We start from the raw sequence: 14,432 nt of genomic DNA on the forward strand, positions 1-14,432 counted from the left end.
AGAAAGTGGGGGTAGTGGGCATGTTCATGGGCGAATATCATCATAACATTGATAATAAGGGCCGCCTGATTGTGCCTTCCAAACTGAGGGACAACCTTGGGGAAATGTTCATTATTACCCGGGGACTGGACCGATGCCTGTTTGGGTACCCGCTATCTGAGTGGGGCGTGATCGAAGAGAAGCTGAAAGCACTTCCGCTCACAAAAAAAGACGCCCGTGCCTTTACTAGGTTTTTCTTTTCCGGAGCAACGGAAAGCGAAATCGATAAGCAAGGCAGAATCAACATCCCTGCTCCATTGCTTGACTATGCAAATTTACAAAAAGAATGTGTAATTTTAGGGGTTTCCAATCGAATTGAAATCTGGAGCAAGCAGATTTGGGAAGAATACTTCCAGGAATCCGAGGATTCTTTTGCTGAAATTGCAGAAAATATGATTGGCTTCGATATTTAAGGGAATTATTATTTCGCAATAGTTTCTTTGTTTATCGTTCGATTGGAAAGGTGGCTAGCTATGTTTGAACATACAACAGTATTATTGGATGAAGCAGTTGATGGACTAAATATTAAGCCGGACGGAATTTATGTGGACTGCACACTGGGAGGTGCGGGCCATAGCCTCGAAATTATCCGGAAGCTCGGTGAAAAAGGCAGGCTGGTTGCATTTGACCAGGACGAGACGGCAATCAGGAATGCAAAGGAAAAGCTTGCTCCATATGCGGACAAGCTGACGTTGGTCAAAAGCAATTTCATGCATCTTGAAAGCGGGCTCGAAGAAATTGGGATACATAAAGTCGATGGGATTTTGTACGACCTTGGTGTTTCTTCCCCGCAACTCGATACACCTGAACGTGGGTTTAGCTATCACCATGATGCGGCTCTTGACATGAGGATGGACCAAAGCGCCGAAATTTCGGCTTACGACATTGTGAATAGCTGGAACTACGAAGATTTGGTCAGGATATTTTTCCGCTATGGGGAGGAGAAATTCTCCAAGCAGATTGCCCGCAAAATTGAAGCGGCGAGAGCTAAAAAACCGATTGAAACAACATTTGAACTTGTCGAACTAATCAAGGAAGCCATTCCGGCACCCGCTAGAAGAAAAGGGGGCCATCCGGCAAAAAGGATTTTCCAGGCAATCAGGATTGCAGTGAATGATGAACTGGGCGTTTTTGAAAATTCCCTAAAGCAGGCAATCAATCTTCTCGACAAGGGCGGAAGGATTTCCGTTATTACGTTCCATTCACTCGAAGACAGGATTTGTAAAGCAACCTTCAAGCAGGCGTCCGAAACTCCGCCGTTGCCACCGGGACTCCCGGTCATTCCCGAAGAATTCAAGCCGGTTTTAAAACTCGTAAACCGAAAACCAATTCTTCCATCAGAAAGGGAACTTGAAGAGAACAACCGCGCGCGCTCAGCAAAGCTTCGAATTGCTGAAAAAATTTAACGAATGCAAAATAGACGAGAAATTAAACCAGAAGTTCAGGAGGGGAAAGAATGAGCAGTTTAGCAAGAAATCTCCAGGAACAGCATAGCCAGCAAAGACAGCAAGCAGCCCAGCCGGAGAGGAGAAAAGCGTTAAGGCAAAGGGTTACCCCTGGCGAAAAATTGATCTGGGCTATTTTCGCAGCCCTGCTTTTCTTCGGCGCAGTGCAAATCGTCTCCGCGCAGTCAGAAGTATACAAGGTGAACAAGGATATCCAGGAAATGAAAGCTTCCATCAAGGAGCATGAAAAGGCGAACAGCGACCTGAAAGTTCAGGTAAAGGAACTCAGCAACTATGACCGGATTATGGCGAAGGCAAGGGAGCTCGGTTTGATGCTGAACGAAAATAATGTCAAGGTCGTGCAATAATAATGCCAAAAAAGCAACCGAATATTAACAGGGGAGCAGTTGGATTGTTTTTTCTATTCAGCCTGCTCTTTTTTGCAATCCTATACCATTTTTTCGTTATTGGCATCACCGGTGAAGCGGCTGGCCAGCCGCTAGCGGCCAAAGCGGAACAAAAGCATATGAGGCATAGCACAATCGAAGCGGCGAGAGGCACCATCAAGGATAGAACTGGAGAAATTATCGCCGAAGATACGGCCTCTTACAGCCTTATTGCAATCCTTGATAAAAAGATGACGACCAATCCTGATAACCCTAAGCATGTGGTCGATCCTGAAAAAACCGCTGTTATTCTATCGAAATATATAGATTTAAGCGAAAGCGAAATTTTAAGGATTCTCTCCAAGAAAAAGGAAAATCCAAAATTATTCCAAGTGGAGTTTGGCAAGGCCGGAAAAGACATATCCTTCCAGACGAAGAGACAAATCGAAGCGGAAAAGCTCCCGGGAATCACGTTTAAAAAAGAATCGAAACGTTATTATCCGAATGGCGTTTTTGCTTCCCACGTCGTTGGTTTCGTTGAGAAAGCGGGAGGGGAGAATACGGCAGCAAAAACATTCGGGAAGCTTGGCATTGAAAAGTCGATGGATAAATATCTGAAAGGCGAGAATGGAAAAATCGATTTCGAAAGCGATTTATGGGGATATTTGCTTCCATCCGGAAAGGAGCTTGTCACCCCAGCCAAAAATGGAAATGATATTTATCTGACTTTGGACAGGAAAATCCAGACCTTTCTGGAGGATGCATTAAATAAAACGGTCGAGGAATACAAACCGAAAAAAATCATCGCCATTGTTGCGAATCCGAAAACCGGGGAAATATTGGCGATGGGGCAAAGGCCGAGCTTCCACCCGAAAACAAGGGATGGAATCGAAAAAAGCTGGCACAATGAAGCAATCGAATATCCGTTTGAACCAGGCTCGACCATGAAAATTTTTACGCTAGCGGCTGCTGTAAATGAAGGAGTATTCAATCCGGAAGAGAAATACAAATCGGGCTCCTACAAAGTTACAGAACGTGATAAGGCTATCAAGGACCATAACGGAAAAGGCTGGGGCTCGATTTCCTACCTAGAGGGCGTCCAGCGCTCATCGAACGTGGCATTTGCGAAAATCGCAAAAGAAAAATTGGGTTTTGAAAAGTTTCGTGACTACTTGACAAAGTTCGGGCTCGACAGGCCGACGGGGATTGACCTGCCTGACGAAGCGACAAGCAAACTGCGCTATGAATGGCCAATCGAAAAAATCACCACTTCGTACGGACAAGGGACGGCTGTCACAGCCATCCAGCAAATCCAGGCGGCCACCGCGATTGCGAATGATGGGAAAATGATGAAGCCTCACGTCATCAAGAAAGTCGTCGACCACGATACAGGGGAAACGATTCTGGAAAAGGAACCAGAGGTCGTTTCACAGCCTATTACACCGGAAGCCGCGAAAAAGGTCCGGGCTATCCTTGAAACGGTTATCACATCACCGAAGGGAACGGGGCATAACCGGTATAATATTGAAGGATACAGAGTCGCCGGGAAAACAGGTACAGCGGAAATGTCCCAGGGCGGTGGATATTTAAAAGGCCCGGGGGATTACATTTTCTCCTTTCTCGGAATGGCGCCTGCGGATGACCCTAAGCTGATTGTCTACGTGGCGGTTCAGCAGCCCGATATCGACAGCTATTTCAAGGGATCCCTTCCCGTTTCGATGGTCTTTAATCCGGTCATGAAAAATAGCCTGCAGTATATGAATATTAAACCTTCAAGCCTCGTTGTTGCAAAAACAGAAGCGCTTCCCGACCTGGCCGGCAAGCCTTCCGCCGAAGCGGCAAAGATTCTGGAGGCCAAAGGGTTTAATGCGGTTGTCATCGGCAAAGGAGGAGCAGTCGCCGCGCAGATTCCCGCTCCTGGTGAAACCGTTATGGAAGGTGAAAAAGTAATTCTGCGCACGTCTGGTGATGCCGCCATGCCCGATTTGACAGGATGGTCGCTTAGGGATGCATTAAAGGCTGCGAACGCTGCGAAGCTTCACCTTAACTTTAAAGGTTCGGGGTATGTCGTAAAGCAAAGCATTACCAAGGGCACCGAGATTAAAAGCGGGGACCGCCTGACAATCGAGCTGGAAACTCCGCTTGACAGCTTGAATGGGACAAATGAGGAAGAAAGGGATCCTGAAATAAAAGAGTAGACAATTCCAGTATATCCTGTCTTCTGCATTTAATAGCAAAACGCCGGCGGCAATGACCGCCGGCGTTCTAATTTTTTGGGGGCCCGCATAAAAATGAACGACAGGCATGTCCTTTTATAGGGGCTTAGTGCTTCATTATCCATGGCCTTGCCCATGGAGAAGGGGGAACAATTATGCGGGTTTCAAATGTAACTGTAAGAAAAAGGCTGATGGCAGCCTTGTTTACAGGTATTCTCATTTTCTTTATTATTGATGTCCGCCTGGGTTACGTCCAATTTTATTTGGGCGATATGCTAACAGGCAAAGCGAAGGATTCCTGGAGCAGGAATATCCCTTTCGCGCCAGATAGGGGAGAAATTATCGACCGAAATGGCGTCCCCCTTGCAACCAATATCAGTTCCCCGACCGTCTGGATTGTTCCACGGCAAATAGAAGAACCTGAAATGGCAGCTCAAAAGCTGGCGCTGGTTTTAAATACTTCAAAGGAAAGCGTCCTAAAAAGCCTGACTGAGACAGAATCGATTATCCGTCTGCCCTCAGGGAGGAAAATCTCGCATCAAAAAGCAAAGGAAATCCGTTTGCTTGGCCTGAAAGGAATCTATATTGGCGATGATTCAAAGCGCCATTATCCGTTCGGCAGTTATTTGTCACATGTGCTCGGCTTTGCGGGAATAGACAATCAGGGGCTGATGGGGCTTGAGCTGTTTTATGATAAAGAATTAAGCGGCCAAAAAGGATCGGTTCAATTTTATGCCGATGCAAAAGGCCGGCGAATGAATGATATGGCTGACGATTATCAGCCGCCAATCGACGGGCTCGATTTAAAACTGACGATTGACACGAAAATCCAAACCATAGTTGAAAGAGAGCTGGATATCGCCCAAAAGACTTACAACCCGGACGGGCTAATTGCGATTGCGATGAACCCGAACAATGGGGAAATCCTGGCGATGGCAAGCCGGCCGAATTTCGATCCGGCAAATTTCCGGTCGGTTCCGCAGGAAGTTTACAACAGGAATCTGCCCGTCTGGAGCACGTATGAACCTGGATCTACCTTTAAAATCATTACGCTTGCAGCAGCGCTTGAGGAAGGTAAAGTAAACCTTGAAAAAGAGCATTTCCACGATTCGGGAAGTGTCCAAGTCGCTGGAGCACGGCTGAAATGCTGGAAGCGCGGGGGACATGGAAGCCAGTCGTTTCTTGAAGTTGTCCAAAACTCCTGTAACCCCGGTTTCGTCGAGCTTGGAGAGAGGCTTGGAAAAGAAAAACTGTTTAATTATATAAAAGGGTTTGGCTTTGGCCAAAAGACGGGAATTGACCTCCAGGGAGAGGGCACGGGAATATTGTTCAATATGAACCGTGTCGGCCCGGTCGAATTGGCGACTACCGCTTTCGGGCAGGGCGTTTCCGTAACGCCGATCCAGCAAGTGACGGCTGTGGCCGCCGCCGTAAACGGAGGCTATCTGTACACGCCCTATATTGCAAAGGAACTGATTGATCCGGCCACCAAGCAGGTGGTTATGAAAAATTCGCCGAACTTGAAGAGGCGTGTCATTTCCGAAGAAACATCCAGGCAAATCAGACATGCGCTCGAAAGCGTTGTCGCACAAGGGACCGGTGGAAAGGCGTTCATCGATTCCTACCGGGTCGGCGGGAAGACTGGGACCGCGCAAAAAGCTCAGGGCGGCCGTTATCTGGAAAATAACCATATAGTTTCATTTATTGGGTTTGCGCCGGCGGATGACCCGCAGCTTGTTGTGTACGTTGCTGTGGATAACCCCAAAGGGACCGTCCAGTTTGGCGGCGTCGTCTCCGCCCCAATTGTTGGGAATATCATGAAGGATTCTTTGCTCGCCATGGGGGTTGAGCCAAGAAAGGAGCAAATCGAAAAGAAAAGGACTTGGCAGGATGTCCCGATGATTTCAATGCCCAACCTCGAGGGGCTTACCAAAAAAGAGCTCGGCGAACAACTGGAAAACCTGAAAATAGAGGCAAAAGGGGAAGGCGATATTGTCGTGAAGCAGTTGCCGCAGGCTGGAACGAGGGTAAAAGAAGGTTCGACAATCATCCTTTATTTCGGAAAAGGAAACTAACATTATGGAAGGCGATGGAACTTTTCCGCCGCCTTCTTCCTGTGCATCCAGTAAACGGAAATAAGTTGCAGGCACTAGAGGAAATTCATTAAGGATTAATGGCGAAATGCATGTATATCATGTAAAATAAGTATCGATTGTTATGCAGGAGAGGATTTGAAAACAATGAAATTGCATGAGCTTTTAACTCATTTGCATCACCCGGCCTCATTGCCTGATGCAAACCCAGACATATCTTCTGTGGAAGACAGCCACAAGAAGGTTCGGGGCGGCAGCCTGTTTATTTGTATAAAAGGCTTTACGGCAGATGGACATGATTTTGCCCTGGAAGCTGTAAACAATGGCGCTGTCGCCATCGTTGCCCAAAGGGAACTGGATGTACCAGTGCCTGTTTATGTTGTGAGCGACACTTCAAGGGCAAAAGCGATACTGGCGGATGCATTTTACGGGCAGCCAAGCCACGGGCTCCATTTGATTGGGATTACCGGTACGAACGGAAAAACGACGACAAGCCATTTAATTGAACAAATTTTTTCCGACTCTGGCCAAAAAACCGGGCTAATTGGAACGATGTATACAAAAGTTGGCGACAGGAAATTTGATGTAAAAAATACAACTCCCGAGAGCCTTACTCTGCAAAAGACGTTCAGGCTGATGGCCGACGAGGGAGTTACCCATGCCGTTATGGAAGTTTCCTCGCATGCCCTTGATTTGGGAAGGGTCCATGGGACTGATTTCAATATTGCCGTTTTTACAAACCTGACACAGGACCATCTTGATTATCATCAGACGATGGATAAATACAGGCAGGCAAAGAGCTTGTTATTCTCCCAATTAGGAAATACTTATTCTGAAACTTCGCCAAAGTTTGCAGTAATTAATGCCGACGACCCAGCCGCCCCAGAGTTCATCCGGGCAACCGCGGCATATATTCTTACATACGGGATTGATAAAAAGGCAGATATTATGGCGAAAAATATCGGTCTTTCTCCCCAGGGGACAACGTTTATGGTTGATATTGCAGGGAAATCGTATCCAGTTACAATGAAACAGGTCGGCAAATTCAATGTTTATAACGCACTTGCGGCAATTGGCGCGGCACTGGCCTCGGGAATAACCCCTGAAACCGCCATTTCATCTATTGAACGGATTGATGGTGTGGCCGGAAGGTTTGAAACCGTCGACGCCGGGCAGGATTTTACCATCATTGTCGATTATGCGCATACCCCTGACAGCCTGGAAAATGTCCTAAAGACCATCCGGGAATTCGCAGAAAACGATATTTATGTATTGGCTGGCTGCGGCGGGGATAGGGACAGGGCAAAGCGACCTATGATGGCCCGCATCGCCTGCGAATACGGCACACAACCAATTTTCACTTCAGATAACCCAAGAAGCGAGGATCCGGACGCCATCCTACGCGATATGGAAGAAGGCGTTGAAGGAAGGAACTACAAAATCATCCCGGACAGGAAGGAAGCGATTGAATACGCCGTCGGGTCTGCCCAACCCGGGGATGTCATCGTCATCGCGGGGAAAGGGCACGAAACATATCAGGAAATTAAAGGCGTCAAATATGATTTTGATGACCGCGTGTGTGCACGGGAAGCGGTCATACGCCTGTGTAAAGAAAAATAAGATTCAAACTAAACTTTTAACATTGGAGACTAACGTATAGATATGAGTAGCAAACAAAATGTATTTTTTCAAGGGGGCCTTCTCCCGAATAATAAAATTTCATATGATAGTGCTGTGGCCATGCGCTTGGCGGACGCCATTGTTCCTGTAAGGAGGCAACATCATGCTTGAGCAAGTTATATTTTTCACGATATTGATGGGATTTTTAATAACCGTCCTCCTTTCACCGGTCTTCATCCCTTTCCTGAGAAGGCTGAAGTTCGGTCAGAGCATAAGGGAAGAGGGCCCGAAATCGCATATGAAAAAATCAGGTACGCCTACGATGGGCGGCATCATGATTTTGTTGTCGGTTATCATCACCTCACTCGTCATGGCTGGCAAATTTGCGGGCCCGACCTCCAAGACATACATGCTGATCATTGTTATCGCCGGCTTCGGTTTGCTCGGCTTCTTGGATGATTTTATAAAAGTTGCCATGAAACGAAATCTTGGCCTAACGTCAAAGCAAAAATTGCTCGGCCAAATAATCATTTCGGTCATTTTCTATCTACTTTATAGAAGGAATGAAATGCCTTCCGAATTGGGGCTTCCTTTTACCGATTATTCTATCGATCTTGGCTGGTTCTATCTCGTATTTGTCATCTTTTGGCTTGTTGGTTTTTCAAATGCGGTCAATTTGACGGATGGGCTGGACGGACTTGTGTCAGGAACCGCGGCGATTGCCTTTGGTGCATATGCCGTCCTTGCATGGAGCCAATCGCAATTTGAGCTTTCGATATTCAGTGTCGCAGTCGTTGGCGCTGTATTGGGTTTCCTTGTGTTCAACGCCCATCCCGCCAAGGTTTTTATGGGAGATACCGGATCACTTGCGCTTGGGGGAGCGATAGCCGCACTGTCGATCCTCACCGGCCATGAATTGCTGCTCCTGGTGATAGGCGGCGTTTTTGTAATCGAAACGTTATCGGTCATCCTGCAGGTCATTTCGTTCAAGACAACCGGCAGGAGGATTTTCAAGATGAGCCCGCTCCACCATCATTATGAACTGTCAGGCTGGTCCGAATGGCGCGTGGTTGTCACGTTCTGGACAGTTGGCCTTCTTTTTGCGATACTCGGAATTTATATCGGGGTGTGGATTTAAGTGAAGATGATAGATACGTACCGACATAGGAAAATACTCGTCCTCGGGCTTGCGAAAAGTGGAGTAACAGCGGCTGGGCTCCTTCATAAGCTTGGAGCATTCGTCACCGTGAATGACTTTAAGCCCCTCTCCGAGAACAAGGAGGCCCAAGGGCTGCTTGAACAGGGAATCACTGTCATAACGGGAAGCCATCCGGTTGAATTGCTTGAGGAAGGCTTTGAACTGGTTGTCAAAAATCCCGGCATCCCATACTCAAACCCAATGGTAAAGAGGGCTTTTGAAAAAGGGATTCCTGTCATAACCGAGGTTGAACTTGCCTGGCAAATTTCCGAAGCCCCATTTATTGGAATTACCGGCACAAATGGAAAAACAACAACGACAACCTTGATTTTCGAAATGCTTAAAGAAGGGGCGAAACAACCGCTTATTGCAGGTAACATCGGGACGGTTGCATCCGGAGTGGCGCAGGAAGCAACTGCGGAAAATACGATCGTCATTGAGCTTTCATCCTTTCAGTTAATGGGTATTGAAAATTTCAGGCCGAAAGTCGCCGTCCTTACCAATCTATATGATGCCCACCTCGATTACCATGGTACAAGGGCGGAATACCATAATGCAAAAGCGAATATCACCAAGAATCAGGCAGAAGGCGATTATTTTGTTTATAATGCCGACCAGGAGGAAACCATCGCTGTTGCTAATAACTCGCGAGCCATGCTCATCCCGTTTTCGGCAACAAAAGAGCTTGGGCAGGGAGCCTACGCGAGCGAAGGTTGGCTTTGCTTTGATGGAGAGAAAATCATCCATCGCGAGGAAGTCGCCCTGCCCGGGGAGCATAACCTGGAAAACATCCTTTCAGCCATCGCGTCGGCCAAGCTATCGGGCGTGGAAAATGAGGCGATTAAGGTTGTGCTGAAAACCTTTACGGGTGTCAGGCATCGGCTGCAGTTTGTTGCAGAAAAGGGTGGACGAAAAATCTACAACGATTCTAAGGCAACGAATATACTCGCCACCCAAAAGGCGCTTGAGGCATTTGACGCGCCAATCGTCCTGCTTGCAGGAGGCCTTGACCGTGGGAATGGATTTGATGGACTGGTTCCTTCCATGAAAAATGTAAAGGCATTGGTTACTTTTGGCCAAACAGCGGAAAAGCTGGAGGAAACCGCCAGGAAGGCAGGAATAAAATCGATTGTCCGCGCCGATAATGTTGAGGGTGCTGTTCCGGAAGCGTACAGGCTTTCACAGCCCGGAGACATCATACTCCTATCTCCGGCTTGCGCGAGTTGGGACCAGTACAAAACTTTTGAGGTCAGGGGCGACATGTTTATCGAAGCGGTGCATAAGCTTAAGTAGGGCTTGTCTCCTCGTTTGAGCCGCTTGCGCGAATTTTTGCCTGGCTCTCCGGAAGGCCCAATATATGGGGCAGAGGTGTTTGGAAGTGCCAGTGAAAAAAAATTCTCCCGACATGATCCTGTTGGCCGTAACATTCGCGCTGCTCGCTTTCGGGCTTATCATGGTCTATAGTTCAAGTGCGATTTGGGCGGAATTTAAGTTCGATGACTCCTTTTTCTTTGCGAAGAGGCAAATGCTGTTTGCCGGGGTCGGAATCGCCGCGATGTTTTTTATCATGAACATCAACTACCTGACATGGCGCACATGGGCAAAAGTCATTATCATCGTTTGTTTTTTCCTGCTTCTGCTTGTGCTCGTTCCCGGAATTGGGAATGTCCGCAATGGCTCAAGAAGCTGGATTGGTGTAGGGGCGTTCTCCATTCAGCCTTCCGAATTCATGAAGCTGGCTATGATTGCATTTTTGGCAAAATACCTTTCGGAGCGGCAAAAGTTCATTACGTCTTTGCGAAAAGGCCTTGTTCCATCGCTAGGGCTTGTTTTCATTGCCTTTGCGCTGATTATGCTACAGCCCGACCTTGGTACAGGCACCGTCATGGTAGGAACATGCCTTGTCATGATTTTCGTAGCCGGAGGAAGGTTACTCCATTTCGCGGGGCTTATCCTTCTTGGGGCTGGCGGTTTCGCTGGATTGATCATATCCGCCCCCTACAGGATCAAAAGGATAACCTCCTTTCTTGATCCGTGGTCTGACCCGCAGGATAGCGGCTTTCAAATCATTCAGTCGCTGTTTGCCATCGGGCCGGGTGGCCTTTTCGGGTTGGGGCTTGGAGAGAGCCGACAGAAATTCTTTTATTTGCCGGAACCGCAGACCGATTTCATTTTTGCTATTCTTGCAGAAGAGCTCGGCTTTATCGGGGGCTCGCTCATTCTCCTTTTATTTTCCCTTCTTCTTTGGCGAGGGATAAGGATTGCGCTTGGCGCTCCCGACCTGTTTGGGAGTTTCCTTGCGGTGGGCATCATTTCCATGGTTGCCATCCAGGTGATGATTAATATCGGTGTTGTAACCGGGCTTATGCCGGTTACAGGTATCACATTGCCATTTTTAAGCTATGGTGGCTCATCATTGACGCTCATGCTCATGGCTATTGGGGTACTATTGAACATTAGCCGGTATGTAAAATATTAACCATGGCCCTGCCGTCGCAGGGTTCTTTTTTCTCTTTAGCTCTACGCAGGATAAAAATGGCATGGATTCAAGGTCTCTTTTGATCGTTTCCGAGTTTAAAATATAGTAGAATGAGGGTAAATGAAGCGGGTGCATTTTTTCGTGTCTTTTTGGCTGGATTGTGAAAAATGATTTTCAATGATCATGCGCTGGTCTAATATATCGGTTTGGAAAAAAACAAGATTTATAAAAAATTTGCCGTTGGCACTACATACCGATGAAACATGGCGGGGGCGGACGCATAATGCTTTCCTGGGATTGGGCGTCCCTCGGCTGAAATGAAATCGAACCACGAGTTAGGCATTGCATAAACTGAAAAAAACTCCGTTTGAAATTAGAAAGGGAGGGATCATATGGCCGGGCTAAAAAAAGAACTTGAACTGGCTGGAGTTGGAAAAGTAAAAGAGTTGGAGCCGCTATCGCAGCATACAACGATAAAGATAGGGGGTCCCGCAGACATTTTTGTTGAGCCTTCCTCAATTGAAAATCTGCTTAAAACAATGGAAATTGTAAGGCAACATGGTGTGCCTTGGAGGGCTATAGGCCGGGGATCAAACCTGCTCGTCTCGGACAGGGGAATTGAAGGGGTTGTGATTAAACTCGGCAGCGGCCTGGACCGTCTGGAACAAAACGGAACCGAAATAACAGTCGGCGGCGGACAATCTCTCGTTTCGCTTGCCACATCAATTAGCAGGAAAGGGCTCACAGGGCTTGAATTTGCCGGAGGGATTCCGGGTTCGGTAGGCGGGGCCGTCTACATGAATGCAGGCGCCCATGGTTCGGATATTAGCAAGATTTTAAAAAAGGCTCATATTCTATTTGAGGATGGCCAAATAGAGTGGCTATCAAATGAGCAGCTTGAATACTCATACAGGACCTCTATCCTTCAGAAAAAAAGGCCGGGAATCGTCCTTGAAGCTGTTTTCCAGCTTGAAACAGGGAACAGGGAAGCAATTGTAGCGGAACTTCAAAAAAACAAGGACTACCGAAAGGAAACACAGCCGTGGAATTTCCCGTGCGCGGGCAGCATTTTCCGCAATCCGCTTCCGAATTACGCCGGAAGGCTGATTGAAGAAGCCGGGCTAAAAGGGCACTCGATTGGCGGTGCGAAAATATCCGAAATGCACGGGAATTTTATCGTCAATACCGGCACCGCGTCCGCTGAGGATGTGCTTGCCCTCATCCAGCATGTCAAGGATACGATTTTCTCCCTTAAAGGCATCCGCATGGAGACGGAAGTCGAAATAATTGGCCGTAAATAGGCGGAAAATCATCATACCGGCATACAATTGTATGCTATAATGTTTCCATTGGATTAGGCGAAAAGCTGTACCAAAAACGGCGGCATGAGACTATCGTGCCGTTGTTTTCGATTATCCCTTCCTTTACGGGGAGTTTTTCTCACTAATCACGATGGGGTGAAACCGAAATGCAAAAGGGAAAAGTGCTTACACTTGAAGACAGGATACCGAAATTGAAGGAACAACGGCGAAAAAGGGCGAATAGAAGGCTGATTCTTCTGCTGTTTATGTTTTTTTTCCTGATAGCCGCCGTCATTTACATACAATCCCCTCTGAGCCACGTTAGTAGAGTGGAAGTTAGGGGGAGTTCTTCCTACGAAGACACGGAACTAGTGAAAGTGTCGGGAATTTCCAACGGTACTAACATTTGGAAAATCAATAAGAATACAGTTTCCAAAAAAATAATGGAATTGCCGGAAGTAAAAAGTGCCAGCGTAAAACTCGTGCTTCCAAATAAAATCCTTCTTACGATAACCGAGCATAGGCGGATTGCATATCTCGCAAAGGACGCGGGATTTTATTCAGTAATGGAAAACGGAAAGGTTCTTCCAGGTAACAAAAAGGAGTCTCTCTCAGAAAATGTTCCTGTCCTGATGGGCTTTAAGGAAGGCAAAGTGCTAGATGAAATGTGTTCTTCCCTTCTTTCGCTACCAAAGGAAATTTACAATTCCATTTCCGAAATCCACTATACTCCCCAAAAAACAGATGAATTCCATGTGTCACTGTTTATGAATGACGGGTTTGAGGTTAGTGCTTCCTTAAGGACCTTCGCCGAGAAAATGGTTCATTATCCATCGATCGTGAGCCAGCTCGATCCTAATGTCAAGGGAGTCATTGATTTGGAAGTCGGTTCCTATTTTAAAGCGTACGAAAAAAAGGAGGAGGAAGGCCTTGAAAAAGAAAATGAGGGGTAAACATGTGATTTTATCGCTCGTTTGCCTTGTTCTTGGATACATAATGGCCTTTTCCTATCATTTGACGCTTGTGGAAAACAAGCATAAAAACAAACACGTCACAGGCAGCCATTACGAGCGGACACTGGATTTGCGCAACCAGCTTATTTCCCTCGAGGAAGCGAACCGGAAGCTCCAAGGTGAATACAATAAAAAGCAGGCAAAGGTCCTTCAAATTGAAAAGGAACTTTCAAACGAAGAAGAAGCATACTCAGCAATTGCCAGGGAAGCCGAAAAATACCGGATGTTCCTTGGCAAGGTAAAGGTGAAAGGGCCGGGAATACAGGTTTCTTTGGCGGATGGGGAATACAATCCGGATGAAAAAAACATCAATAACTATCTCGTCCATGAATACCATGTTTTCAAGGTGATAAATGAGTTGTATGTATCCGGCGCTGAAGCCGTTGCCATAAATGGGCAAAGGCTATCCGCAAAATCTTACATCGTTTGCAATGGGCCTGTCATAACGGTAGACGGAAAACAGCACCCTGCTCCATTTGTCATTTCGGCGATCGGCGACCCGGCGGTCCTGGAGTCAGCCCTTAACATGACAGGCGGCGTCAAGGACCAGATAGTGAACGATAATATTGTCTTTACTCTGGAAAAAAAGGATTCTATTAATTTCAATCCGATTTTGGGCAGCTAATTCAACTAATGTCCACG

At 47.0% G+C, this 14,432-nt stretch carries 12 protein-coding genes; all 12 read left to right on the forward strand.

Annotated features, from left to right (window positions below; all coding sequences use genetic code 11):
• The first annotated feature begins 20 nt into the window (after positions 1-20).
• The 12 genes from mraZ to ADU24_RS07900 all read left to right on the forward strand — a co-directional run bounded on the left by mraZ (position 21) and on the right by ADU24_RS07900 (position 14,415).
• The gene (gene mraZ / locus ADU24_RS07845; protein WP_053366104.1) at positions 21-452 is read left to right on the forward strand and encodes a division/cell wall cluster transcriptional repressor MraZ; all 432 of its coding nucleotides are present in this window, start codon (positions 21-23) and stop codon (positions 450-452) included.
• A gap of 60 nt (positions 453-512) precedes the next feature.
• Positions 513-1,445: a 16S rRNA (cytosine(1402)-N(4))-methyltransferase RsmH gene (rsmH, locus tag ADU24_RS07850; protein ID WP_053366105.1), complete on the forward strand. Its 933-nt coding sequence runs from the start codon at positions 513-515 to the stop codon at positions 1,443-1,445.
• Positions 1,446-1,495: 50 nt separating this feature from the next.
• Positions 1,496-1,852 (forward strand): cell division protein FtsL, encoded by a 357-nt coding sequence (ftsL, locus tag ADU24_RS07855; RefSeq protein ID WP_053366106.1) that lies wholly within the window; start codon positions 1,496-1,498, stop codon positions 1,850-1,852.
• A 2-nt stretch (positions 1,853-1,854) separates the two neighbouring features.
• Positions 1,855-4,068 (forward strand): penicillin-binding protein, encoded by a 2,214-nt coding sequence (locus ADU24_RS07860; protein ID WP_053366107.1) that lies wholly within the window; start codon positions 1,855-1,857, stop codon positions 4,066-4,068.
• Positions 4,069-4,241: 173 nt separating this feature from the next.
• Positions 4,242-6,161, forward strand: coding sequence for a stage V sporulation protein D (locus tag ADU24_RS07865; protein ID WP_053366108.1), 1,920 nt, complete (start codon positions 4,242-4,244; stop codon positions 6,159-6,161).
• A 165-nt stretch (positions 6,162-6,326) separates the two neighbouring features.
• Positions 6,327-7,799, forward strand: a complete 1,473-nt coding sequence (locus tag ADU24_RS07870) for a UDP-N-acetylmuramoyl-L-alanyl-D-glutamate--2,6-diaminopimelate ligase (protein ID WP_053368838.1) — start codon at positions 6,327-6,329, stop codon at positions 7,797-7,799.
• A gap of 163 nt (positions 7,800-7,962) precedes the next feature.
• Entirely contained in the window at positions 7,963-8,937 is a 975-nt protein-coding gene (gene mraY / locus ADU24_RS07875) for a phospho-N-acetylmuramoyl-pentapeptide-transferase (RefSeq protein WP_053366109.1), read from the forward strand.
• On the forward strand, positions 8,938-10,290 hold the full coding sequence (murD, locus tag ADU24_RS07880) for a UDP-N-acetylmuramoyl-L-alanine--D-glutamate ligase (protein ID WP_053366110.1): 1,353 nt from the start codon (positions 8,938-8,940) through the stop codon (positions 10,288-10,290).
• A gap of 85 nt (positions 10,291-10,375) precedes the next feature.
• Positions 10,376-11,476, forward strand: a complete 1,101-nt coding sequence (spoVE, locus tag ADU24_RS07885; RefSeq protein WP_053368839.1) for a stage V sporulation protein E — start codon at positions 10,376-10,378, stop codon at positions 11,474-11,476.
• A 392-nt stretch (positions 11,477-11,868) separates the two neighbouring features.
• Positions 11,869-12,777, forward strand: a complete 909-nt coding sequence (gene murB / locus ADU24_RS07890; protein ID WP_053366111.1) for a UDP-N-acetylmuramate dehydrogenase — start codon at positions 11,869-11,871, stop codon at positions 12,775-12,777.
• 167 nt (positions 12,778-12,944) lie between these two features.
• Positions 12,945-13,730, forward strand: coding sequence for a cell division protein FtsQ/DivIB (locus ADU24_RS07895; RefSeq protein ID WP_053366112.1), 786 nt, complete (start codon positions 12,945-12,947; stop codon positions 13,728-13,730).
• Complete coding sequence (locus ADU24_RS07900) at positions 13,708-14,415, forward strand: DUF881 domain-containing protein (protein WP_231689589.1); 708 nt, start codon at positions 13,708-13,710, stop codon at positions 14,413-14,415. Before ADU24_RS07895 ends, ADU24_RS07900 begins: the two co-directional genes overlap by 23 nt.
• Positions 14,416-14,432 lie beyond the last annotated feature (17 nt).

Origin of the sequence: Bacillus sp. FJAT-27245, assembly GCF_001273955.1 — a bacterium.
GTDB lineage: Bacteria > Bacillota > Bacilli > Bacillales > Cytobacillaceae > Bacillus_D.